Origin of the sequence: Paraburkholderia lebeckiae (assembly GCF_050436325.1) — a bacterium.
Classification (GTDB): domain Bacteria; phylum Pseudomonadota; class Gammaproteobacteria; order Burkholderiales; family Burkholderiaceae; genus Paraburkholderia; species Paraburkholderia tuberum.
Window position 1 is genome coordinate 1,746,084 of the sequence record NZ_JBNDLZ010000002.1, and the last position, 25,000, is coordinate 1,771,083.

Annotated in this window: 18 protein-coding genes and 2 pseudogenes; 9 read left to right on the forward strand and 11 right to left on the reverse strand. The window is 60.3% G+C overall.

What is annotated here, in order from left to right; translation table 11 throughout:
- Positions 1-370 precede the first annotated feature (370 nt).
- The 6 genes from OKW44_RS11270 to OKW44_RS11295 are packed head-to-tail and all read right to left on the reverse strand — an operon-like array spanning position 371 to position 7,361.
- The gene (locus OKW44_RS11270) at positions 371-2,116 is read right to left on the reverse strand and encodes an FAD-binding protein (protein WP_429410165.1); all 1,746 of its coding nucleotides are present in this window, start codon (positions 2,114-2,116) and stop codon (positions 371-373) included.
- A gap of 45 nt (positions 2,117-2,161) precedes the next feature.
- Complete coding sequence (locus OKW44_RS11275) at positions 2,162-3,574, reverse strand: CaiB/BaiF CoA transferase family protein (RefSeq protein WP_429410168.1); 1,413 nt, start codon at positions 3,572-3,574, stop codon at positions 2,162-2,164.
- A 3-nt stretch (positions 3,575-3,577) separates the two neighbouring features.
- A complete protein-coding gene (locus OKW44_RS11280; protein WP_018424302.1) occupies positions 3,578-4,411 on the reverse strand; it encodes an enoyl-CoA hydratase-related protein in 834 nt (277 codons plus the stop codon).
- A gap of 20 nt (positions 4,412-4,431) precedes the next feature.
- Entirely contained in the window at positions 4,432-5,703 is a 1,272-nt protein-coding gene (locus tag OKW44_RS11285) for a TRAP transporter large permease (RefSeq protein WP_026226501.1), read from the reverse strand.
- Positions 5,704-5,714: 11 nt separating this feature from the next.
- Positions 5,715-6,248: a TRAP transporter small permease gene (locus OKW44_RS11290; protein WP_018424300.1), complete on the reverse strand. Its 534-nt coding sequence runs from the start codon at positions 6,246-6,248 to the stop codon at positions 5,715-5,717.
- A 12-nt stretch (positions 6,249-6,260) separates the two neighbouring features.
- Positions 6,261-7,361 (reverse strand): TRAP transporter substrate-binding protein, encoded by a 1,101-nt coding sequence (locus OKW44_RS11295; protein ID WP_239499240.1) that lies wholly within the window; start codon positions 7,359-7,361, stop codon positions 6,261-6,263.
- Positions 7,362-7,713: 352 nt separating this feature from the next.
- Between OKW44_RS11295 and OKW44_RS11300 the strand changes: the two genes are divergently transcribed.
- The 9 genes and pseudogenes from OKW44_RS11300 to OKW44_RS11340 form a co-directional block, all read left to right on the forward strand.
- Positions 7,714-8,139 (forward strand): MaoC family dehydratase, encoded by a 426-nt coding sequence (locus OKW44_RS11300; protein WP_026226500.1) that lies wholly within the window; start codon positions 7,714-7,716, stop codon positions 8,137-8,139.
- Positions 8,140-8,187: 48 nt separating this feature from the next.
- Positions 8,188-9,333, forward strand: coding sequence for an acyl-CoA dehydrogenase family protein (locus OKW44_RS11305; RefSeq protein ID WP_018424297.1), 1,146 nt, complete (start codon positions 8,188-8,190; stop codon positions 9,331-9,333).
- A gap of 44 nt (positions 9,334-9,377) precedes the next feature.
- Positions 9,378-10,571 carry a CaiB/BaiF CoA transferase family protein gene (locus tag OKW44_RS11310; RefSeq protein ID WP_018424296.1) on the forward strand — a complete coding sequence of 398 codons (1,194 nt, stop codon included), beginning with the start codon at positions 9,378-9,380 and terminating at the stop codon, positions 10,569-10,571.
- Positions 10,568-11,011, forward strand: coding sequence for a MaoC family dehydratase (locus OKW44_RS11315; RefSeq protein WP_018424295.1), 444 nt, complete (start codon positions 10,568-10,570; stop codon positions 11,009-11,011). The genes OKW44_RS11310 and OKW44_RS11315 overlap by 4 nt, the downstream gene beginning before the upstream one ends.
- Before the next feature lie 188 nt (positions 11,012-11,199).
- Positions 11,200-12,093, forward strand: coding sequence for a helix-turn-helix domain-containing protein (locus tag OKW44_RS11320; protein WP_026226499.1), 894 nt, complete (start codon positions 11,200-11,202; stop codon positions 12,091-12,093).
- A gap of 145 nt (positions 12,094-12,238) precedes the next feature.
- Positions 12,239-13,462: a glycoside hydrolase family protein gene (locus tag OKW44_RS11325; RefSeq protein WP_018424293.1), complete on the forward strand. Its 1,224-nt coding sequence runs from the start codon at positions 12,239-12,241 to the stop codon at positions 13,460-13,462.
- Positions 13,463-13,508: 46 nt separating this feature from the next.
- Positions 13,509-14,666, forward strand: coding sequence for a fumarylacetoacetate hydrolase family protein (locus OKW44_RS11330; protein WP_018424292.1), 1,158 nt, complete (start codon positions 13,509-13,511; stop codon positions 14,664-14,666).
- Between the two features lie 282 nt (positions 14,667-14,948).
- Positions 14,949-15,460 (forward strand): annotated as a pseudogene (locus OKW44_RS11335) (IS6 family transposase); the annotation flags it as partial.
- Between the two features lie 79 nt (positions 15,461-15,539).
- Positions 15,540-16,454 (forward strand): annotated as a pseudogene (locus tag OKW44_RS11340) (IS630 family transposase); the annotation flags it as partial.
- A gap of 527 nt (positions 16,455-16,981) precedes the next feature.
- On the opposite strand, the gene OKW44_RS11345 reads toward OKW44_RS11340, so the two are convergent.
- The 5 genes from OKW44_RS11345 to OKW44_RS11365 all read right to left on the reverse strand — a co-directional run bounded on the left by OKW44_RS11345 (position 16,982) and on the right by OKW44_RS11365 (position 24,879).
- Positions 16,982-18,106: a porin gene (locus tag OKW44_RS11345; protein ID WP_026226498.1), complete on the reverse strand. Its 1,125-nt coding sequence runs from the start codon at positions 18,104-18,106 to the stop codon at positions 16,982-16,984.
- Between the two features lie 805 nt (positions 18,107-18,911).
- Complete coding sequence (locus OKW44_RS11350) at positions 18,912-19,622, reverse strand: TetR/AcrR family transcriptional regulator (RefSeq protein ID WP_018424289.1); 711 nt, start codon at positions 19,620-19,622, stop codon at positions 18,912-18,914.
- A 553-nt stretch (positions 19,623-20,175) separates the two neighbouring features.
- Complete coding sequence (locus OKW44_RS11355; RefSeq protein WP_018424287.1) at positions 20,176-21,141, reverse strand: NAD-dependent epimerase/dehydratase family protein; 966 nt, start codon at positions 21,139-21,141, stop codon at positions 20,176-20,178.
- Positions 21,142-21,165: 24 nt separating this feature from the next.
- Positions 21,166-22,782, reverse strand: coding sequence for a flavin-containing monooxygenase (locus OKW44_RS11360; protein WP_018424286.1), 1,617 nt, complete (start codon positions 22,780-22,782; stop codon positions 21,166-21,168).
- Between the two features lie 561 nt (positions 22,783-23,343).
- Positions 23,344-24,879 carry a class I adenylate-forming enzyme family protein gene (locus OKW44_RS11365; protein WP_018424285.1) on the reverse strand — a complete coding sequence of 512 codons (1,536 nt, stop codon included), beginning with the start codon at positions 24,877-24,879 and terminating at the stop codon, positions 23,344-23,346.
- Between the last annotated feature and the right edge of the window lie 121 nt (positions 24,880-25,000).

The window sequence follows — 25,000 nt, forward strand, 5'->3', positions numbered from 1 at the left end:
ATCAATGAATGGTCGGTTCGGCCCTTCCGTATTGGCCCACGGCGGCGAGACGGCGTCTGGACGCCTTGCACCTGTCGGGTTCACGCGTCGGGGCGCAGCTAGGAGTCTGCATACTAGCGGCGATCGACATGCCTTTATAATGAAGAATAACGCTTGATCTATACCATTATGGAATACATCAGGCTGCGCGGTTGCCGCTTGCCTGCTGCCAGAAACAGTACGCGCGACTAGTTCAAGCCATCTGCAGCCTGCCAGTTCTACTCGTTGGTGACGTAAGCTATCCTCATCATGTCGCCTTTGTACGACTCAACTGCCTTACCGCGACAGAACCCCTGATCGAACGGCGCAAGGTGATTAGCTCGCTACCGAGTCACGACGACAGATCCGCCAGCCGCCCTAACCACAGACCTTCATGCACGTTCCGCTCGAGGAATATGTTGCAGGCGAAGTCCGCGTTGCGCTCGGGAAAGTCTTCGCGGTAATGACCACCGCGGCTCTCGCGCCTGACAAGCGATGCCGAAGCCATCAATTCACCGACCTGGATCAAGTTCGCCAATTCGATGCCCCGCATGAGCTCGGCCGGCGTGCCGATTACCGTGTCCTGAAACAACTGGTTTCGCGTCTCCCTGCAGACACGCCTGAAGGTCTGGAGCCCGGCTTCCTCGCGCACGATCAGCAAATAACGGTTTGCACACTGCTGAATCCGTGCTTTCAGTTCGTCCAGCGTGTGCCTGCCATTTCGGCGGAATTGCGTGGCGACCGTGCGGTTGTCGTCCAAGGCCCCGGTCGTCGCGCGGTGCGTCGTCTTTTTCGCGCGTTCGGCCGCGGCGAGGCCCGCCCGGCGGCCGAAGACCTGGCACGTCAGGGCCATATTGCCGCCGAGACGGTCTGCGCCATGTGGACCCGCTGCCACCTCACCCGCAGCGAACAGACCCTTCAGATTGGACTGTGCGTTTTCGTCTATATATACTCCGCCGTTGATCGCATGCGCGGAACAGGTGATCTGCACTCGGTCCCGATAAAGGTCGACGCCGCGCTCCTTATACCATTGGCAGGTTAGCGGCCACATCCTTGCGATGCTTCGGCTCTTGTCGGCCAATATCGATTCGAGATCGCATCCGGCGAAGTCGAGAAACACGCCTCCTTCAGCCGTGCCGCGGCCATCATTGAGTGCCTTCTGAATCGAAATTTCGACGTAGCGTGAGATGTCGCTCGAGCTGAACGGAAAGTGCCGCTCTTTTTGCCGAATGACATCTTCCTGAGCCAGCCCCGTCGGCAAATAGTCAGGGACGAACGCCCTACCATCGCGGTCGGTGAGATTCGGGTGCGCGTCCCACAGGTAGTTGCCGAACAGGTTGACGAAAGGCGTCAGCACGCTCACACCGGCCTGCATGAACTCCATGTTGACCAGTCGCGCGCCCGCGCGATAAGCCATTGCATAGCCGTCGCCGGTAATGTCCGATGGATACAGGTTTTGGGCGAACAGCTGACTTGCACCCCCGGTGGTAAGAATCGTCGACTTGGCACGGATCAGCATCGGGTTTCCATCCGAATCGATCGCGTATGCGCCGAGACATTCGCCGTCCTGCGACAGCAGGTCGACGATCATCAACCGGTCCATGACCTTGATGCCGCGCCGGGACGCTTCGGTCCCCAGCGATTTCACGATTGGTTTGAAGTGCTCATGAATCACATGCGAGCGCGGCTTGGAAGAAAAGCATGCGCGAAAAACCAGGTAGTGGTCGTCCTCGCGCTCAAACTTTACGCCGTATTGTTCGAGGTAGCGCAGAGACTCATGCGCTTCGTTCGCGAGAATCGCGCTCAAGCGCGGGTCCGCCATGCCTTGAGCGGCATGCAGGATATCGGCGAGAAAAACATCAGGATTATCGCTGTGATCCCCTGCTCCGTCCGGCACATTGAAGGCGCCTACTTCAGCTACGCTATGAAACGTCGCGCCGCTTTTGCGAAATTCCCCTTTGATCACAACCAGCACGTCAGCGCCGCTGGAATCCGCCTCGAGCGCGGCCCGCAGCGCAGCGCCGCCGCTGCCAACGACCAGCACATCCGTACTGACATCCCTGCAACTGTCACTCATGCCTGCTTCCCCTGTTTTCATCGACGCGTACGGCACGCTCGCCGCATGGATGGCTTCATTCCCGCTTCACGCGACTCCGCCTTTTGCCGCGACCGCCGCAACGGCCTCGGCGTCCTCGGCAACGCCGATTACGCCGTCCGCCAGCAGCGAATCGATCATCGGCCGGTTCATTCCCACCCCTGACAAGATGTCGATCGTGTGCGCGCCCAACCGTGGCGGCGGCATACGGATAGCTGGCGCGCTGCCGTCGTAGCGCACCGGGTGATTGACGAGCGTCACGGGGCCGCCGGTTGCACCTTCGACTGTCTCGAAGCTCTTCAGGTGGCGCACCTGCGGATCGGCGACCACCTGCGCATAGTCGTTGACGCGCGTGTGCCAGACATGATGCCGTTCGAATAGTGGCAACCAGTGCGCCGTCGTGTCCTGCGCAAGCCGGCGCGCAAGCCGGTCGGAGATTTCCTGCTGCTCGTCGAATGCGCGCTTCACGGGAATCCGTTCCTTTTCCGGGATCCCGAGGATCTGATAGATGATGTCGAGAGGACTCAGCGACAGTGCGATGAAACCGTCCGCAGTTGCATATATGCCGTACGGTGCGGGGAAGTACCAACCTGATACACGCCCCGCCTGTCGCACGTCGTCATGGCCGTCGCCGTTCAGGAAACACGTGAGAGACTCCTGTTGCAGATCGAGCGCAGCCGCCAGCAAGCTTACGTCGACCCGGCAGCCCTCGCCCGTACGCTCGCGGTTGAGCAGTGCCGTCAGGATACCGTTCGCATACAGCGCAGCGCCGTGATGATCCACGACAGACACGCCCACCGCGCGTGGACCGTCCTCCCGGCTTCCGGTGATTGTCGCGATACCCGACATGGCCTGAATGATCAGGTCCTGCCCCGGCCGGCTGGCATAGGGTCCATCCGGACCGAATCCCGAGCCGGACGCATAGATGATGTCCGGCTTGACTGCCTTGAGTGCCTCGTAACCCAATCCCAGTTGTTCCATCACACCGGGACGGTAATTCTCGGCGACCACGTCGACTTGAGGCAGCAAGCTCATGACGATATCGATCGCCCGCGGGTCCTTGAGATTCAAAGCCAGACTGCGCTTATTGCGATTACCCATCAAAAGCAGCATCGTCTGCCCATCGATGGCGCGGTTCGCGCCGCCCCACTTGCGCTGAAATGCGCCGTCGACGGGTTCGACCGATATGACGTCGGCCCCGCAATCGGCGAGGTGCTGCACGCCCAAAGGCCCCATCAGAAAATGATTGAAGCTGAGAATGCGGATACCATTCAGCCCGTTCATATAATCTCCGTTACGTCGTGAGTCCGGCTGTCGGGTCAGGTGGACCAGGGTTCTACTGAACTCCGCGTTCGCCCTTAACATTCGGAAGACCGCGGCGTGGGTATCTGCATCGATGCCGGTCAGAACTAAAGGAAAGCGTTGCCGATCGCGTCGAGAGGCGCATGCGCGAGGCCCCAATGGTCAGCGACCCTTGAAGCGCGGCGGCCGCTTTTCGACGAATGCGCGGTGGCCTTCGGAGCGATCCTCGGTCTTGAACACGTCGAGATTCGCCTGATGCTCGCACTGCAGGCCTTGTTGAAGGTTGGTCTCGAACGAATCGAGCACGGCGCGCTTGGCCAGTCGAACCGCGAGCGGCGCGCGGGCGGCAATCAGCGACGCGATCTCGACGGCGCGTGCGATGCTGCGTGCCGGCGCGACGACCTCGGTCACAAGTCCGTGGCGCTCGGCCTCGGCTGCCGTCAGCGGCTCGCCGGTAAGCACGAGTTTCATCGCCAGTGTCTTGCCGAGCACCCGCGGCAGGCGCTGGGTCGCGCCATCGCCCGGAAGGGCGCCGATGACGATCTCTCGCTGCGAGAAGGTCGCGTCGTCCGCCGCGACGACGATATCGGCCAGCATCACCAGTTCGTGGCCACCACCGATGGCGAAGCCGTTGACCGCGGCGATCAGCGGCTTCGGAAAGGTTTCAATCGCCTTCCAGCTCGCGAGGCGCACCGGGTCCGCATACCCTGCGACCCCGCGTCCCGCCATGTCGGCAATATCCGCACCGGCGCTGAAGAAACGCTCGCCGCCGGTGAGCACGACAGCCCTGACTTCGTCGCTGACTTCGGCTGCCGCGAGCACGCGCGCCAATTCCACCAGCAGCGGCACACACAGCGCATTGCGCTTGTCGTGATGATTCAACGTGATCAACCAGACGAAGCGAAGTGGTTGTTCCAGCTTCAGGTACTTCAGGTCCTCGAATGCGGCCAGCGGGACCGGCGCCGCGCCGCTTCGCTCGACGTGAGTCGTGTTCATGATGAGCCTCCGTTCTCGTGTTATTTGATTGCCAGCAAGTTCGGCAGGAAGCGTGGGATATGCGGGAAGACGATGATCAGCAGCAGGTCGACCGCCAGCGCGAAGATGAACGGCAGGATCGCCCGAGTCGCTTTTTCGACGGACACGCCGCCGATGGACGCAGCCGTAAAGAGGCAAAAACCAATCGGTGGCAGGTTGATACCGATGGCTGAGTTGACCAGTACGATGACGCCGAACACCACCGGATCGATATGCATTTGCATGACGAGCGGGAGGAACACAGGGATCACCACCGCAATACTCGAGATCGTTTCGAGTACGGTATGGGCTGCCAGAAGGAAGAGATTGATCAGGATCAGCAACACGAACGCGCTGGTCGTCACGGCCAGGAAGCTGTTGGCGACGTGTAACGGAATTTGCGCCTCAATCAGATAGCGGCCGAGCACGAACGCGAGCCCGAGAAGAAACGATACCCGCGTGGTATTGATGGCCGTGCGCGTGAGTATTTCCCCGAACTGCGACAGCTTGAGCGACTTGAAGATGAAGGCGCTCACCAGCGTCACATAGAACGCCGCGACGACGCCTGCTTCTACCGGCGTGAAGACGCCGCCAAGGATCCCGCCCAGAATGATCACGGGCGTCAGCAATGCCCAGATCGCCTGTCTGAAAGTCGTCCACAGCCGCCTGGCGGAAAACGCTTCGACCGCCGTATAGTTCTGGCGCACGGCAGTCAGGTAGTTCACGAGCATGAAGGAAACGACCACCAGCAGCATCGGCACTATCCCCGCGACGAACATCGTTCCGACCGAAACGTTGGCGGTGTAGGCGTACACCAGCATGCTCATCGACACGGGCGACAGCAATCCGAGTGAGCCCGCTGCCGACTGCAGCGCGACTGCGAACGCGCGTGAATATCCCTGCTTGACCATCCCGGGGATCATGACCGAGCCGATCGCTGCGGTATCCGCAGTCGCCGAACCGGAGAGGTCGGCGAAGAACATACTCGCAACGATCGTCACCTGTCCGATGCCGCCGCGCATGAAGCCGACAAGCGCCTGCGAAAAGTCGATGATCCGGCGCGAGACGCCGCCCGCATCCATGATTGCGCCTGTCAACATGAAGAACGGGATGGCCAGCAGGCCGACGTTATTCAGGTTCGAAAACAGCTGCTGCGGAATCACCAGCAGCGGGGTTCCATTCAGCGTCAATGCAATCGTCGCCGCAATGCCGATGCAAATGGCCACCGGTACACCCAAGCCGAGGAACCCGGCGCCTAGAGCGAGTGCCCACATGTTGATTCACCTCAGATATGTTCGGAGACGCCCTGCAACAGAGACTGCCTCGTTTGCGCGCAGGGCGCGAGATGAGAAACCGCGATTCGCACCGCGGAATGAAAGACCAGCAATGCGCCGCAGACGGGAATCGAGAGATATGGGTACGCCATTGAGATCGGCAGAGAGGTCGCAGTTTCGGTGCCCATCAGCTCCAGCATGTCGCCACCGTACATAAGGAAGACCACGCCGAGCGCGAGGACTACGCAGTCGGTAAGGTCCGACAGTGTCTGCGCGAAAGCGGGCGGACAACGGTCGGCCAGTACCCGCACCTCCGGATGAACCCGCAGCTTGGCTCCTGCCGCCGCACCGAGGCACGTGAGCCACACGAACAGATAAGCCGCGAGCTCGTCGGACCACGACAGCGAGTTGTGCAGGATGAAGCGGAAGACCACCCCGAGGCCAGCGACGAACACCATCATGAGAAGTAGTCCACCGCATAGGAACAGCGTGATCTTCAGGACCAGGTCATCGATAAACAGGAGATTACGGGCAAGCTTTTCCATGGCACTCTCCCTTCATTTCGAAGCGACAGCGGACTTGTCGGCCGCCTTGATTTCCTGATAAAGCGCCTGGCCATCGGGAATGTCGCTGAGCAGGCCCTCGCGCGCCCTTTCGGTCGCGGCGGCCCACGGCACCGTGTTTATCTCGGTCACCTGGGTGCCATTCTTCTTCATCATTGCGAGCGCGTCGTCGTACTCGTGCTTGTATTCTTTCATGTCATAGTCCGCGGCGACGGCGGCAGCGGCCTGAAACGCCTGCTGCTCGTCAGGCGAAAGACGCGTCCAGGCGCTCTTGCTCATTGCCAGCACCACGGGCAGGTAGTTCACGTGGGTCAGGTAGTAATGCTTCGCGACATCGGAAAATTTGTCCTGGATGAACTGCTCCGGTGACGTATCGCCGCCGTCGACCAGGCCTTGCGAAAGCGCCAGAAATAACTGGTTATAAGGCAGTGGCGTCGGATTTGCGCCCAGTGCCTTATAGCCCGCGATATAGCCGCGACTCTGCATCACTCGAACTTTCATATCCTTCATGTCATCGAGCGAGCCGACGGGCTTTCTAGCCGTGAACAGATTGCGTTCGCCCACCGACAGCCAGGTCAAGCCGATCATGTTGACCGTCGGCATCATGTCGAGGAACTTGCGGCCGACCGGTCCTTGCAGAACCCGGTTGGCGTCGTCGATGCTGCTAAAGAGATAAGGCGTATCGAAGATCTGCCACTGCTTGATCGTGTTTCCGATCGGCGCCTGCGCGGAAATCATGAGCTCCTGGGTGCCGGTGCGCAGCGCTTGTGCCATCTGCACTTCGCCGCCGAGCTGTGACTGCGGGAAGATCTCGATCTTGACCTTGCCGTGGGTTCGCTGCGCGACCTCCTTCGCGAACACTTGGGCAGTTAGCTGATAGTGGTTGTCCGGGGCGAGGGTGTGGCCCAGCTTCATGACGATCGGCTCGTCCGCGCGGGCAACGCTTACGACAACGACGCCCGCTGCGAGCAGCGTACCCACTATCATGGCGCGGCATGCGCGGCGCCCGCTGAAGAATGATTTCATTTCGTCTCCTTCCGTACTGGAATGTAATTTTCGCGCCGCGTCAGGCCGATCCGTCTGCAGGCGCTCCAAGTATTCGTGAGCGCACGCAACGGGCGTTAGGACCCGCCGCCCGATTTCTTGTACTTTTTTACGTCGTCTTCGATAGCACGCGTTTCCCAGACTGCTTGGCGATTTATCCGGCGCACACGGGGCGAAAACCCTTGGTGGTATTGACTAATAGCTGACCGGGGCAATCCGCGGCCGCTTGCGGATCGGCCGAAGACTGCAATCACTGCGTGCATACAGTCAAAAAAGTCCAAGCATTCGCCCAAACCGTCCTAACGGTCAGCAACCCGCACTCATTAAATTTGAGTCACACCCCCGGCCTCAATCAACAAAGAACAGGCCGGCTCCACAACCGACTCTCACTTCCAGAACCACCATGGCCAAACGCCCGCACATGGATTGTTACGTGGTCGGCGACACTGCCGATTTCGCCAAGACCGTAACTGAATTCGATATCTACGGCTTCGCCGGGATCGTCGGCGATTTCTATGCGGTGCATTTGAACGAGGAATTCGCCAAAACCACGCGCTTCGAGAAGCGCATTGCGCAAGGATGTCTGTCGGTCGGCTTCTTATCGACTGTGATGGGCTATATGGCGCAAAAGGCGCCGAGCCCCGGTGCGGTTTCTTACCGATACGACATCACGTTCAATGCGCCGGTATTTATCGGCGACACGGTCACCGCCCGCCTCACGCTGCGTGAGAAGGACGACGATCGCAACATGTGTGTTTTCAGGGCAGACGTCACGCGCCAGGACGGCACGGTGGTCGCATCTGGCGATACCTATCTGAAGGTGCTGTAACGCAGCCCCCGGCTTCAACCCATCTCCCGCTTTTTCACAGAGTCGAACATGCCGCATTGGTTAAACGAACAACACACCGCGATACGCGACGCCGTGCGCCGTTTCGCGGAAAACGAAATCGCTCCTGTCTCGGAAGAGCTTTGGGAAGCGGAAGCCTTTCCTTACGACATCTGGAAGCGTGCCGGCGAGCTCGGCTTCGCCGGCCTCCCTTATCCGGAGAGTTGGGGTGGCGGCGGTGGCGAATGGCTTTCCTATGTAATCGTGCTAGAGGAACTCGCACGGGTAGATTGCGCAATCGCCAACTCTCTAATGGCCAATTCAACGGTCGCAAGCCTGCTTTCCAACTATGGCACCGATGAGCAAAAGGATCGTTATTTGCGCCCTATCCTCGACGGCCGCAAGGTCGGCGCGATCGGATTATCGGAGCCCAACGCAGGCTCCGACGCGGCCAACATCGCGACGCGTGCGACGCTGGAAGGCGACCAATACATCATCGATGGATCGAAGACCTTCATTAGCAATTCCGGCACGGAAGTGACCGGGCCGGTCGTCATCGCCGCGGTAACGGGAACGCGCCCCGACGGCCGCAAGGAAATTTCTAACTTCATTGTGCCCAACGGCACCCCCGGTTTCAGCTACGGACGCAAACTGCGCAAGATCGGCTGGCGCGCATCGAGCACCTACGAGTTGTTCTTCGAGCGCTGCACGATCCCGACCGCCAACCTGCTCGGCGAACGCGGAGCGGGCTTGCGACAGACGCTCGCCCAGATCAGCACGGGCCGAATCCTGATCGGCGCGCTCGCTCTAGGCATCCTGCAGGGTTCACTGGATCGGTCGATCGCGTACATGAAGGAGCGGCGCGCATTCGGCAAGCCGATCGCCGAGTTCCAGTCGCTGCAGTTCAAGATCGCTGACATGGCGGCCCACGCGCACGCCGCGCGACTGATGCTCTACGATGCCGCCGCGCTCAAAGATGCAGGCGTTCGCTTCGATCAGCAGGCGTCGATGGCCAAGCTCTTCGCCACCGAACGCGCGATGGAGGCTGCTCATCAGGCGTTGCAGGTACATGGCGGTTACGGCGTGATGAGCGAGTACCCAGTGTCGCGCGCATTCGGCGACGCCAAGGTGCTGGAGATCGTCGAGGGCACCTCGGAGATTCAGAGAATGATCATCTCGCGAAACCTGCTTGCCTGAACCCTCAGTCAAACAGATACGGACACGCGGTCAGGAGACAAGTCATGCTGGAAGGCATCAAGGTGTTAAGTTTTACTCACTTCTTGCAGGGCCCCGCCGCCGTGCAGATGTTGGCCGACGTCGGCGCGGACGTGATCAAGATCGAACCGCCGGGCGGCGCGTTCGAGCGCAGTTGGACCGGCTTCGATGCGTATGTCGAAGGTGTGAGCATGTTTTTTCTGCTCGGCAACCGCAATCAGCGCAGCATCTCGCTGGATCTGCGCGACGAGCGCGCGCGAGAGATCGTCTGGCGGCTGATCAAGGAAGCCGATGTCCTGATCGAAAACTACCGGCCAGGCGTCCTGCAGCGCATGGGCTTCGGTTACGACGATGTCCGCGAGATCAACCCGCGGCTCGTGTACTGTTCGTGCACCGGCTACGGGTCATCGGGACCGTATCTCAAGCGGCCAGGGCAGGACCTGCTGCTGCAGGCCGTCAGTGGCATGACGATGCTCTCCGGCCAGGCCGATTCCCCGCCCACGCCAGTCGGATCCGCGATCGTCGACCAGCACGCGGCGGCGTTGGCAGCCTTCGGCGTGGTCGCGGCCTTGCAGGCGCGTGAACGCACCGGCAAAGGCACGCTGGTCGAAAGCAACCTGCTCAACGCGGCGCTCGATCTTCAGATCGAGCCGTTCACCTACTACCTGAACAAGGGACCACTCTGGCCGCGCACGGACCCGCCGACCGGCAGCCGGTTCCATCCGTCACCCTACGGAGTTTACCGGACTCTCGACGGCTGGATCGCCGTTTCGCTCACGCCCACTGAGAAGCTGGCGGCGGCCTTGTCTCAGCCCGTGCTGGCCGGGTTTTCGCACCCAAAGGACAACGTGCGCCGCCGCGACGAATTGAACCGCATCGTTTATGACGCGCTGACCGCGCGCACGACGGCCGACTGGATGACGACCTTCGATGAGCACGACATCTGGTACGCGCCCGTGAACGACTACCATCAGGTCGAGGCCGACCCGCAAGTGGCGCACAACCGCATCATCATGGAGGTCGAGCATCCGCAGGCCGGGCCGATTCGTTTGCTCGCGCATCCGGTTCGATACGACGGCGCAGCACCACCGCTCACCCGTCAGCCGCCGCGGCAAGGCGAACACACCCGCGAGGTGCTCGCCGAACTGGGCTACGAGCCGGACGAAATCGATACGCTGGTCGAAGCGGGCGCGGCGCTGACCGGGCGGAGAACTGCATGAACACTCATCTGAATCAGTGCCACGAGATGCTGCGCTTTGACGATATCCAGATTGGCCGCTGCCAGGTACTCGTGCGTACCATCGCGGAAAGTGACGTGAACGCTTTCGGCCATCTGTCGGGCGACCTCAACCCCTTACACATGGATCAGCACTTCGCGGCACGCACGCCATTCGGCCACCGCGTGGCGCACGGCCTGCTGACCGCGGCATTGGTGTCGACGACCCATACCGGCTTGACCGGTCCCGGCTTCGTCTACGTCGGGCAGGAGTTGCGCTTTCTCGGACCCGTCTTCATCGACGATACGATCAGGATCCATGTGACCGTAGTCGAGAAGAAACCCGCCAAGCGCATCCTCGTGATGGACACCATGGTTCGCAATCAGGACGGCAAGCCGGTGCTGACCGGACTGTCGGCGCTGAAGGAATTGCGTTTCCAATGATCTGACAATCGGCAGGCGAGGCCAAACCTTTGCGGGTTTTCGACAACAGCCGTCACGCCGCTTTGCTAATTACAATTACACTACGTTCGATGCCGACCGGCGAAGGAGAAACAGCACGCTTGATTTAGCCAAGGAGTGAGCTGGCTAAGCGAGCCAAACAAGTGAGCTGGATGCAGGAGACAAATTAAATGCTTAGCGGTTGTGGTTGTCAGTTGCCGGTCTTCAAGATCGCCAACTATGAGTATGGGTCGCGAATCAAGTCGATCGACTTTCATTTCGCACCCCTCGAAGATATGAAATCGACGTTGCCGTATCCTCATCGGCACGAGTTCTATCACATCGTCTGGGTCGTGTCGGGCAGCGGTCATCACATCATCGACTCGATTCGCTACGAGGTGCGGCCCAATACGCTGTTCTTCATGGCGCCAGGCCAGATCCACGACTTCGTGTTGTCCGAAGATACAGTCGGCCACGCGATCAGTTTCTCGTCCGAATTTTTCGCCTTCAAGGTGCAGAACCGCCATTCGCAGACGGAAATTCCGGTCTACGATTTCGAGCGAATTCCGAACACGGTTTATATGAGCGACGCACAAGCTCAGGACCTTCATCGTGTGCTGGATGGAATCGATGCGGAATATCAGGGTGAAGAGGCAGGCTACGAGGACGTCATCTGGTCATATCTTCGCGTTCTGCTAATCAAGTCCGTGCGCCTGGGCGGCGACGCCGTGACCGACGTCAATTCGTCGCGTAGCGTGCTGTTGTCGCGACGCTTCAAAAGCCTGCTGGAAAAACATTTCACCACGGTCCACGACGTCGCTCGCTACGCACGCCTGCTGAACGTCACAGAACGCGCGCTGAACGATGCAACGCGCCAGGCGCTCGGCAGCACGGCGGCCAAGCTGATTCGCGAACGCGTGATGCTGGAAGCGAAGCGTCTGTTGCTGCATTCGGAGGTCAATGTGGCGGAGATCGCAACACAGCTTGCCTTCGACGACCCGGCCTACTTCAGCCGATGTTTCCGCAAGCACACGGGCCGCTCGCCAATCGACTTCCGCCGCAGCCTGGAGAAACTGAGCATTTGAAGCAGTGGGACGATAGACGTTCGGGTGCGACGTAGGAAAGTCCAATATAAGCCGCGCTTCGTCCTAACCGCTGGAACCGCCGCACTCCTAGAATTTGCGTGCCCCCGTCACTCGGGAAACGCGAAAGTCATCAGGAGACAAAGCCGTGAATGCTTCGTGCCAAGACCAGGGACTGTCCTCTGACCGGTCCGCCCTCTTCACCGATATCCTCGATCGCATTGCGACCAAAGTTGCAGACGACGAGCCGACGCTCGGCGTCGAATTCCCCCAGATCACAGCGCCCAACGGAAAGTGGGTCCTGCTTCCGGCGTCGCTGTCCGCGGGCTACCGCGGTTCGGCGTGGAGCCACGGCAATTGGTTTTGCGGGTTCTGGGTCGGACTTTTGCTGACGTCGTATTTGCACACCGGCAACGACAAATACCTCTCGTGGGCCCGCGAGCGCATGCGTCTCGTCGCACAGCGCGCGCAGGATCCTAACACGCACGACATCGGCTTTATCTTCGACAGCAGCGCCGTCCCCGGCTACGAAATCACCCGCGACTCGTGGTACGCGCAAATTGCGATGGAAGCCGCGGACAAACTGCGCGCGCGTCTTGTCACCACGCGCAGCGGCGCCTATCTCGCTTCCTGGGGCCCGCTTGACGATCCGCGCGGACGCAGCGCCTCGGCTATCGACACGATGGCTAATCTATCGTTGCTTTACTGGGCGGCGAACCATTCCGGGGACGGCAGTTATCGCCTCGCCGCCGAAGCGCACTCTGTCATGACCGCCAAGGCGTTTATCCGCCCCGACGATTCGACTTATCACGCGGTGGAGTACGACGTGACAACCGGTGCGCGCCAGCGCGGCTACACGTTTCAAGGCGCATTCGACGAATCGGCGTGGAGCCGGGGCCAGGCGTGGGCCGTCTATGGCTACGTGAACACGGCGCGTGAAACCGGCAAGCGCAACTGGCTAGACCTTGCCGGGCGGCTAGCGGCGTACTATCTGCGCCGGCTCGATGGACGTCCTGTGCCACCGTGGGATTTCGACGCCACTGGCGCGGACGCGGAAATCAAGGACACTGCCGCAGCAGCGGTGATGGCGTCAGCGCTGATCGAGATGGGCCGTCTGCATCCCGACCCTGCTGATGCGGTTCGCTGGCGCGAACACGGACTCGCGATGCTCGAAGCTCTATGTCGTAACGAGTTTGCCTACGAAGCTGCGCAGCGGGGACTTTTGAGGAATTCCTGCTATTCGAAGCCGCACAATGAAGGCGTCGATGGCGCGACGATGTTCGGCGATTTCTTCTTCGCGGAAGCACTGAGTCGCGTGATGCTGCCAGGCAGGCTTCGGCCGGCCGACCCGCAACGCGTATCGCTCGCTTGAAGCGTATCTCCCTCGCGGTTCCCAACTCTCGCTAGCCAGGCCGTCCATGATATCGAACGATCTTCCGCATTTTGTACCTACTGACCTACCCGATGCCCTGCTGGTCGGACGCATCTGGCGAAACGCGCCGATAGACGGGCCGTCGGTCGTCGTTGTTCGTGCCGGTCAGGCCTTCGACATCACGGCGTCGGCGCCGACGACCTCCGATCTGTTCGAGCGCGTGGACCTCGTCGAGTTTGCGCATCACGTCGAGGGCGAGGCGCTCGGTCCCGTCGAGAACATTGGCCGCGCATTGCTGGCGCCGTGCGATCTTCAGGCCATCAAGGCATGCGGCGTGACCTTTGCCGTGAGCCTGCTCGAACGGGTCATTGAAGAACAGGCTAACGGCGACGCGACTCAAGCCGACACGGTCCGGGCGACGATCGCGCAACTGATCGGCACTGACCTCTCCAGGATTCGCCCCGGCACGGCAGCTGCCGACTGTCTGAAGCGGGAACTGGAACGGCGCGGCGCATGGTCGCAATATATGGAGGTCGGCATTGGGCCGGACGCAGAGGTGTTCACCAAGTCTCAACCGATGTCGGCGGTCGGCTACGGCGCGGACGTTGGGCTGCACCCGGCCTCCCGCTGGAACAATCCCGAGCCAGAAATTGTGCTGGCGGTAAACAGCCGCGGAACGATCGTCGGCGCAACCCTCGGGAACGACGTCAACCTCCGCGACATCGAAGGCCGCAGTGCGTTGCTGCTCGGCAAAGCGAAAGACAACAACGGCTCATGCGCGATCGGTCCTTTTATTCGGTTGTTCGATGAACGCTTCACCATGGACTCGGTGCGGGCGGCCAGCGTGTCGCTCAGGATAGAAGGCGCGGACGACGGATTTATTCTCGAAGGCGTGAGCCACATGCGCGAGATCAGCCGTGACCCAGAGGAACTTGTCGCCCAGACTGCCGGGCCGCATCACCAGTATCCAGACGGCTTCATGCTGTTCCTCGGCACGATGTTCTCTCCAATTGAAGACCGGCATGCTCCGGGCAGCGGCTTCACGCATCACCTCGGGGACAAGGTTACGATTGCAACACCGGAGCTCGGCGCACTTGTCAACACCGTGCAGTCGTCAACCGAAATCGCGCCCTGGCGATTCGGCGTACGCGCTTTTTACGAGACCCTTGCAAAACGGCGGGCGCTTACCCGCGCCATGGCGTAGGTAAGCGATGCGTAAATCCGGCGCTGAGCGCGATAAAAAAATTTCCGCGAGACCGGCGGTGACGGTCAGTCGAAGGCGGCCTGTCGCGTCACCCGGCTTAGAAAGGCTGATTCGAGCCGCAATTGTCAACTTGCCGAGGGTTAGACCGCACGACGGCAGGTGTCACGACTGGTCCGAAAGCAGTCGATCGAAGTGGCGATGGGGGCTCTGTCAGGTTGCTGCGGAAGACGCCGGTACAATGGGCGTTGTCACGTTAGCGCGCTGGTCAGCTAAGATGACGTGATGAAGAAGACGAAATCGCTCTACCACGGTCACCGGTTCCCGGCATCAGTCATCAGTTTCGGTGGTATTTCCGCTTTCAACTCAGCCTTCGCGACATCGAGGAGCTACTGTTCGAGCGCGGCGTGGTTGTCAGCCATGAATCGATCCGGCGGTCGACGGACAAGTTCGGCGCCAGTTTTGCGCATCAGGTCAGGACTGCCCGCCGCAAGCCGGGCAGCACATGGCATCTCGACGAAATGTTCGTGACGCTGCGCGGCGAGCCCTGGCTGCTGTGGCGTGCAGTCGATGAGCACGGCATTGAACTCGACGTCCTGCTTCAGAAGCGCCGCGACAAGGCCGCGGCCAAACGCTTCTTCAAACGGGTGTTGGCGGCCTGTCCTGCAGCGCCGAAGAAAATCGTCACTGACCAGTTGCGAAGCTACCCGGCCGCGAAAGCAGAGTTCCCTGGGCTAGCGAATGTGAAGCACGTTTTCGTCAAGGCCTGCGCGCGCGTGAACAACCGCGCTGAAAACAGATCCTATGAAGCGTCCAAGTCGTCGACTGGCTAACGCCTAAAATCGGCGTACCGAGATTTGCTCACGTGAGAGCATCATGCGTACAGATCAGGGATGCACGCGTACTGAGGAACCGGCGCTGGCGGTGTCACTCGAACTCGCCGCGGCGAAGCGGAAGGTAGCGTTGCACGACGGGCAGCGGGAGCAGCCGGCAGTGTACACCGTAGCGCAAACGCAAGCCCCCGCGCGCCTACAGGCCGTGCTGGAAGTGATCGAACAACAGAAGCTGAAGTGGTCGCTGCCCGCGGGCGTGCACCTTGTCGTGAGTTATGAAGCCGGCCAGGACGCGTTCTGGATCTATCGGGCGCTACGGGCAGGCGGTATCGAGTGTCATGTGGTCGATCCAGCGAGCATTCCGGTCGAGCGCCACAAGCGGCGTGCCAAGACTGACCGGCTTGATGCAATGAGGCTGGTGATCAGCCTGCGCGCGTGGCTGCGTGGCGAGCGCGACCGCATGCACGTGGTGCACGAGCCGTCACCGCAGGACGAACGCTGCGGGGCACAGATCTTCTTCGTCGACGAATCGACGGTGCGATCGGACTGTCACAGCGGCACGACCTGGGCACCGGTCGGTCAAACACCGGTAGTCGAAGTCACTGGCGCGCGCTTCAAGGTGAACCTGATCTCAGCGATCAGCCCGCGTGGCCAACTTCGATTCATGTGTTTCGAAGGCAGCTTCAAGATCTCCGTGTACGTCGACTTCGTCAAACGACTGATGCTCACCGCCGATGCGCCTGTCTTCCTGATTGCCGATGGTCATCCGGTACATCGTTGCAAAGCGATCCGGCAGCTTGCCGCGGAATCGAATGGGCGCCTTTGTCTGTTCTTCCTTCCTGCTTACTCGCCAGACCTGAACCCGGACGAGTTGGTATGGGGTTATCTCAAACATCACAAGATCGGCAAGCTTGCCATCAAAGGTCCCGGGCATCTCAAGCAGCGTGTTCGATCGGTTCTGCGCTCGTTGCAGAAGATTCCAGCCCTGGTCCGATCCATGTTTCAACATCCGTCAGTCCGCTACGCGGCTTGACCCATGTCCGGTTACTTTGTTTCGGCTTAGTAACTCCGCAGGATCGGAGGGCCGGAGTGTCATACGGCTGCGGTCAAGCGATCGACCAGTTTGGAAGCCCTCCCGGGTTAATGCCCAGGCGCTGCCGTCAGGACCACGTGCCTGAGCCTGTCCGGCTGCCGCGCCTCCGCGAACCGCGCAGAAGGCTTTCAGACGCTCATCCACACCCGGGATGGCGGAACGAAGCGTATCGGTTGGGGCGCGAAGTCGCTCGAGCTGCGCGCTACGTTGAGCCTCGCGCGCCTGTGGCAAGCACAAGGCAAGAGTGAGGCGGCACGCCAGCGGCTGGCCAGATTCTGTGGCGCTTTCGCGGAAGGCTTCGATTCCACCGACTTGCGAGAGGCGAAGGCGCTGCTCGAAGAGCTACGATCTGTCTCGCGCAATCGCCACGGTGCAAGCCGGGGGCCCTCGTCTCAGAATTTCGTCCGCATTCCCGCCAGTCCGTACACTTGCGTTCTCGTGCTGGAAGGCGACAGCGAATAGATCTGTGCGAACTTTGCATCACCGGCCGCGTGCTGGTAGATGCCGACGAGAAAGAGGTCGGTCCGCTTGCTCAGGAAATAGTCGAGTCCGACATTGACCTGGTGCCATTTCGGGTCGACAAGTTGCGGGTGATAGCTGCCTGATGTGTAGATGTAGGCTGCGCCAGCGAGCAAATCGGGTAGCACATAATCCACCAGCGAGACCTCGAAGTTGTTCAGGTCGACCCTGGACGTATCGAGGTAGTCGAAGCGCGACTTCGTATAGAGCACGGACGCGCTTGCCGCGCCGAACTTATAGGCCCCGCCTGCGCCGAACATCCACTGTTTGGCGACGCCTGCGCCGGTCGCAGGATTAGTGATGAATGGCGAACTAAAGCCGTAGTCGCCCGAAACAGCCCCGCCGGTGTTATTCGGATCGTTCGGCATTGTGACCTGGTTATAGGCCGCGCCAAGCGACAGACCGCCGTTGCGGTATGTCACGCCAGCGCTGTAGCTGCTGTTGTCGGAGAACCCGTCGGCTTTGTTCGAAAAGCCGTAAAGCGCGGCGACTTGCAACCCGCGATAATCGAGGCTCTTGAACTGGACAGCGTTGTTGACGCGAAACGTGTTGAACACGTTGTCGTTGTCGCCGATATGCGTGCCGTAGGCGGCGAACTGGCACGCCGACTCATAGGCACAGAGCGTTGCGGCGCCGAGGTCGTATTGCCGCCCGACGGTGATCGTGCCGATACGATCGGACGACAAGCCGACGAACGCCTGCCGGCCGAACATGCGCCCGCCCTGCGAAAGCGATCCATTGGTGATGCTGAAGCCGCTCTCCAGCGTGAAGATGGCATGCAGCCCACCGCCGAGGTCCTCGGTTCCCTTCAGTCCGAAGCGTGGCGGCTGCATCGGGCCGTTCGCCACGAACCATGAAGAGCCACCTTTCTGATTATTCGCATAGGCGATAGCCGTCGAGATCAAGCCGTAGAGGGTCACGCTGCTCTGGGCACTCGCCAGTCCGGCGAAGCTCAGCAGGTACGACGCAACAAGAAGATTAGCCAATTTAGATTTCACGTGTCTGTCTCCGTTCAATTTATTTAGTATTACTAACCACTGTCTTTATGCCGACGCATTCACATTCCGCCTCGTTCTGAACGAGCCGATGACGCCCCCTGCGGTCTATGGCCATCCGGCGCGACATCTATCGTTCAGTGCGGTTCGCGCGTGCCGGCTTCCGCGCAATTCGTCATTGCCTCAATTGTTTGGCGTGGGCGTTACCGCCCCCCTTGCGGCGCACTTCCTAGCCCTCCTTGGCAAGAACGTCATGCATCCTTCGGCAAGCCGCTAAGGGTCAAGAGCGAGACCCTACTGTGTCATCACAGTGGCCGTTTGGAAGTTCGGCCCTTTGGTAGCTATTAGAGCCTATCAGTGGCCATAAGTAAATTGCAATTCACTTTTGGTTTACCCGAACTGTGCTTCCAGTAACGACTGCGAGTTTGTGCTGCGCAGACGCGAAGAATCGGGGGTGAACCGTTAGACACCGCAGCCCGTCCCAATACACGAAGCGCAACGATAGGGGTCAGTCGAGGTTGAGTTGAGCCACGAAAGACGGACTCTGCTCTTGGATGAGGGAAATGTCGGCACGGGCAAGCATCGAAAGCCTCATGCGACGGATCTCCACGCGGAGATGTGGAGTTCGCGAAGACTGGGCGCACGCCCGGACATTTGGTGCGCGAGTTCTCGAGCCGACGGCACAAAGGATCACCAACTGGGTGGCGCAGCCGGACCCCGAAACATCCATGCGCTGAACGCGACTTCGCGCGTCGCCCCTGGCCCCCATGCTTCTCGAGGCCTCAACCACTGCACAAGATTCGCCGGCTCAGCTGCGCTCCGATTTTGCACGACGCCGTACCGGATCGCGGCCGGGTTCCTTGTCTGCGGGAGACGCGGCTGTTGTCTCAGCGGGGCCTCCTCTCACACCGTTCAGGACCAGTCGAGTCAGTACCTCAATAGCGGCCCCGTCATCGATCAGCCGATCTGGAAAGTCACCGGCGCGCGCAGTCCAGTTGTAGCCGGTGTATTCGAGCATCGAACACAGTGCCGAAGCAATCAGTTCGCTATCGAGCCCGGGGCAATAGCCTTCCTTTTGGAGGAGCTTGATCACGCTTGACATGCCTCGTATGCCCTGTTGCCTCACACCATGCCATGCACGAGCGAACTCACGATCCGCCATCGACATCTGAAATGCTGCAGTTGCCACAGGCCAATCATCGCGATAGATCTTCCAGAACGCTCCTAACCGCTCTTTCAGGTGTTCGAGCGGGTCCCCACGCGTGCTCAAGGGGCGGTTTACTTCCGCCTTGAGGCGCGTGCGAAATTCGTCAAGCAGCTCGTGTAGCAGTGCTTCCTTGCTTGGATAGTATTTGTAGAATGCACCCGGCGAGCGGTTGGCACTCGCCATGATGTCGGCAATTTTCGCATTCGAAAACCCATCTGCTGCCAACGCGCGTTTCGCCGCAAGCTTGATCGCTTCTCGCGTCGTATTGCCTTTCGGTGTGCGCCGGGTCGCCGGCTCGATGAGTTCGTCCATAACGAGAACAATCGTCCATTAGTCTGGCCGGCACTTGGCCGGAACATTCATCAATTGCGGCTTCCCGCTGCTCAACGGCTTTTCGACATCACTCAGTCTCAAGGAATCCAGTTCACGCCTAGGCGCCCGCCCCCTCCAGATTCAACCCCCGAGTGGGTGTCAAAACACCGCCTGAGCCGCATGGACCGGAATTTCCGCTGAGGTCCCCGGGAGGCGTAATTGTAATTCAGATTCACTTTTTCCGGCATCGAAATCCTACAGACCCTTTCGGCCATGCCGAGAGCGTCCAGCCACCACTGGCGGGGCAACGGGGGGATGAGCACCGCAGAATTTATTGTTCACTTTTGCAGGTGGGGTGCTTGGAGTCGTTAGGTCGGGAAAGCCGGATGCGCAGGCCATCGAAAGTGGCGGCGTCCAGAAATTCGGCCGCCCGCGCGCGCGAGGTCGTCATGCGCGGGGCCGACTTCCCGGCGGCCGCAACGCCCATGACCCCCACCGCGTGGGCCAGCGGCCCACTGGCCTCATTGCCTTGCGCTGCCCTCGAGCACCAAAATCAGACGTCGTGGGATTGCAGCCATTGCACGTAATCAGCAACCCCGGTCGCAACCGACCATCGTGGTTCATAGCCGAGCGCACGCACGCGCGTTATGTCCAAATAGCGTTGGTCGCTCGAAGGCCCATGAGGGTGCAGCGGCAACGGCGGTATCGCGCCTGGGAACAGCGCGTTGACTGCGTCAGCGAATTCATCCAGCCGCGTGGTTTTGCCACTGCCCACGTTGTAGACCTTGTGCTCCGGGGCAATCGCCTGGTGGACCAGCGCCATGCCGTATGCGTGGTCCTTGACATAGTTGAAGTCCCAAGCCATGTCCGCGCATGGCAAGCGCCCTTTGTCTGAGGTCAGATCCATGGCGACGCCGCGCACGGCGGCATGAACCATCCGCGCGACGACATTGATCATCTTGTTGTAGAGCGGCCCGTATGTGCCGTCGATTCTCACGATTCGGATGTCGAGTTCCGTCTGGCGCTGAAAGATGGCGGCGATCGCCTCGAGCAACTTCTTGGGGCCGGCCTGAATGTAGTGATGGTCCTTCTGCTCAGTGATGGCGATCGGGCCTGCCTCGCTATACGGATAGTATTTTGAGTCCAGGCCCCAGTAGATGTCGCTGGAACTGGTGATCGTAAGTTGTCCGACATTCATGATTCGACAGGCTTCGATCACATTGAGCGCACAAGCCGTTCGTAAATGGACTTCACGCGCCGGCGACATCGATTTTGGGGCATACCCCGACGCGTCGAATACCTTATCGGGCTTGATACGGGCAATCGCATCGAAGACGTCATAGCTGACCGTCAAATCAATTCGTTCCTGCTGCGGGGCTTCTCCGAAAAACTCCCCGAGTTCCGCAGGCGAGCGTTCAGCTCTGGCACCTGCAATCACAATCTCTTCGCCCCTCGCGGCAAGCTCGCGCGCGACATGCATCCCTATGAAGCCAGTACCGCCCAAGACAAGCGTTTTCATTCAGGACTTCCTTTTATCCGTTTTTCAGGAGAGCACGAACCCGCGGTATCCGGCATCGGCCACCTCGTTCAGAATCTTGCGGTAAGCCGGTACCCCGCCCACGTAGGGCATGAAGATTCGAGGCTTGCCGGGGATATTGGCGCCGACGTACCACGAATTGCCGCGTGGGTAGAGGGTGCGATCGGCCACCTCGTTGACATGGTGAACCCACTCGTTCTCCGCCTCGAGGTCGCAAGCGACGTTGGCCCTTTTGGTCTCACGCGCGTGCTGAATGAGCCGAGTGACCCAATCGACGTGCTCTTCGATGGAGTGCACGACGTTGCTGAGCACCGATGGGCTGCCGGGCCCCGCGATGATGAACATGTTCGGAAAGCCCGCGCACGATACGCCCAGGTAGGTGCGTGGACCGTGCTGCCACCTTTCCCCCAGCGTCACGCCTCCGACTCCGCGGATGTCGATGGCACGCAGCGCACCCGTCATGGCGTCGAAACCGGTCGCGAACACGAGGATGTCCAGCTCATACACTTGGGCGCTCGTGCGCAGCCCACGCGGGGTCACTTCCTCGATCGGCGCAGCCTTCACGTCGACCAGCGTCACGTTGGGGCGGTTGAATGTTTCGTAGTAGCCGGAGTCCACACAAAGGCGCTTCGTGCCGAAGCGCAGTTCCTTCTTGGGGCAAAGCAGCTCGGCCACCTTCGGATCGCGCACGATCGCACGGATCTTGGAGCGTACGAAGTCGGAGACATACTCGTTGGCTTTTTCATTGACCAGCAGGTCATTGAATGCGCGGAGCATCCGGAATCCACCACCGGCACCGCGCCAGCGGAACTCGAACTCGCGCAGCCGCTCCTCTTCTGAAACCTCGAGGGCCGATTTGTCGACTGCCTCCAGATACAGGCCGTTGTTGGCATCTCTCGCGCGGGCCCGCCGCTCACGGTAGTGGGCCTTGGCATGGCGGACGGCCTCATCGTCGAGCGGCTCGTTCTGCGCCGGCACGCTGAAGTTGGCGGTGCGCTGGAAGACTGTCAAATGGTCGGCCTGCTCCGCGATCAACGGAATCATCTGCACACCGCTAGAACCGGTGCCTATCACCCCTACCCGCTTGCCAGCGAAATCCACGCCCTGTTTCGGCCAATCGGCGCTGTGATACCAGGTGCCGGCGAAGCTGTGCAGGCCCTTGAAATTCGGGGCTTGCGCGATCGAAAGGCATCCAGTGGCCATAACACAGAACTGCGCGTCGAATGACTCGCCCGCGTCTGTCTCCAGGGTCCATCGCTTTGCCCGTTCGTCAAATACTGCCCGCGTCACACGCGTGCGAAACTGGATGTCCCGCCGCAGGTCGAATCGCTCGGCGACGTGGCGGATGTAACGCAAAATTTCCGGCTGTGTCGCGTAGCGCTCGCTCCAGGTCCATTCCTGTTCGAGCTCCTTGTCGAAGGAAAATGAGTAGTCGAGGCTTTCTACGTCGCACCGCGCGCCGGGGTAGCGGTTCCAGTACCAGGTGCCGCCGACGTCCTCGCCGGCCTCGATCACGCGGGCAGTCAGGCCCGCCTTGCGGGCGCGGTGCAACTGGTAGAGGCCGGCGAAGCCGGCCCCGACGATGACGACATCAAGCGACTTTTGTTGATTTGATGCATTCATTCCGGGGTCTTCCGATTCAGGTTGACAAAGCAGTAGCGCGCTGCGATCGCACCGCAGGAGCATCGGGCGTTCGATGCAGCCCGCGCGCGCGGTGATATCTTCGAGCAGCCCTCCCCACGCGGTGCCTAAACACCTGCCCTGAAATCCTCCGATTTCCGTGCACAGTGATGGGTCCAGCGTGGCCCATGAAACGTATTACAATGCATGGCGCACACAAAGTAAATCTAGATTCATTTATCGGAAACCCTTATTTGAAGTGATGGTAGCTTCGTTGAACAGGCGCTTGGTTAGCCGACCCTGCCGCCCCTTCACCGCGGGAGAGTCGCGGCCATGCGTGCAGACCAAAGCGAGAGGCGATCAAGCAGCGCGCCATGCGCGCGACATCGATGGCTTTGCCGCCGCGAAGGCCGCGGACGTCATGGCGCAGGCGGATTCAACTCCCGGTGGTCCTACTATTTCAAGATGAAGGAGTCGATCAGCAATGCGTCATACGTCGCAGCCAACTAAGGTCTGAGGACAAGTAACTTCGGTGGGAGAGATTCCGTCCGATGCGGTTTTCGGCTAACCGGCTCTGCTCTTTTCAGCGGCAAGCCATGCTTCCCGCAGTTGGTTCTTTTGAACTTTGCCGATACTTGAGAGTGGTAACGGCTCGCTGCGGATGTCGTAGCTGCGTGGAACCTTGTAGCCGGCAATCTGCGCCCGGCAATGTGCGTCCAGTTCTGAGATGCTCAAACTCGCGCCAGGTTTCGGAACAACCGCGGCATGCACCCGATCTCCCCAGCGCTCATCGGGCAGACCCAAGACTGCGCAGGCGTCTACCGAAGGGTGCGAAGCCAACGCGTTCTCGACTTCGGCGCAATAGATGTTCTCGCCACCACTGATGATCATGTCCTTTATCCGATCGACGATGTACAGAAAACCGTCCTCGTCTAGATAGCCCGCATCACCGGAATAGAGCCAACCGTCAACGAGCGTCTGGGCGGTCTTCTCGGGCGCCTTCCAATAACCGCGCATGATAGCCGGGCCGCGCAGCAGGATCTCCGCCGCTTCACCCCGTTTGCATGGGCGAGATTGATCGCTCCCAATACGGATCTCAAAGCCGGGCAACGCCTGCCCTGCCGATTTCAGCTTTCCCGCCTTGGGGCCGCTCAAGACATGCCGGTCGGGGGGCAAGCTACAAATGCCTCCGCATGCCTCGGTCATTCCATAGAACTGGTTGATCCGCGCATTGGGAAAGGCCTGCAGCATTCGAGCAAGCAACGCCTGCGATATCGGAGCAGCACCGTACTGGATCGAGCGAATTCGCGATAGAAGCTCGTCATCGCGCTCGGGCCCGTCCAGGACCATCGCAACCATCGTTGGGACGAGCTGAACGTGCGTGACACCATCGTCGCGCAGGCGCCGATAGAAAACCTCCGGCTTGAATTGCGCTATGAAGCTGTGCGTGCCGCCGCCAAGCGTCACAGCCAACCCATTTGCAAGGTCTCCCAAATGGAACATCGGCGTCGAATGGAGATAGACCGTGTCCTGGTTGTACTCGAGTTCGCGATGCAGGCTCATCGCGGCGAAACTGAAGTTCAGGTGCGTCAACTCCACTCCCTTGGGCAGTCCGGTCGTCCCCCCTGTGTAGCAGATCCCGGCTAGCGAATTGAGGTCACCGCAAGCATCCTCAACACGCGGGTGCTCGATCATCGCCGCATACCGCGCGTCGTCGAAGCGGATGAATTCCTTTAGAGACGGCAGAACCTCAGCCATCCGCGCTCCGAACTCCTCGAACGACTCGTCACTGAACAGCAGCACGGAATCGGAGTGCTCCACGATGTGACGAAGCTCCTCGAAGGCCAAACGCGTGTTGAGGGGAACAATCACTCCACCCGCCCACCAGATCGCCATCAGGAGTTCAAAATAGCGAGGCGAATTCCTCGCCAGCGTGGCTACCCGGTCACCACGCTCGAGCCCCGCAGATTGCAGGGCGCCAGCCAGCGCTGAGACTCGTCCCAACAGCTCGGGCCAGGTGCGCCGTTCGTCACCACTGGAAATGGCCAGCCCTTTTGGACAAATGCTCGCCGCTCTGCGCAGCGCTGCCGTCGACATCATAAATGGCGCTCCATGGTCGTAAAAACTGAAGATTCAGTCGAACAGGCGAACCCGGGTTTCATGGCCGAAGCCCCGCCGCACATCCGAAGCCGAAAAGGTGGTTTGCCGCAAGCTTGTCCGC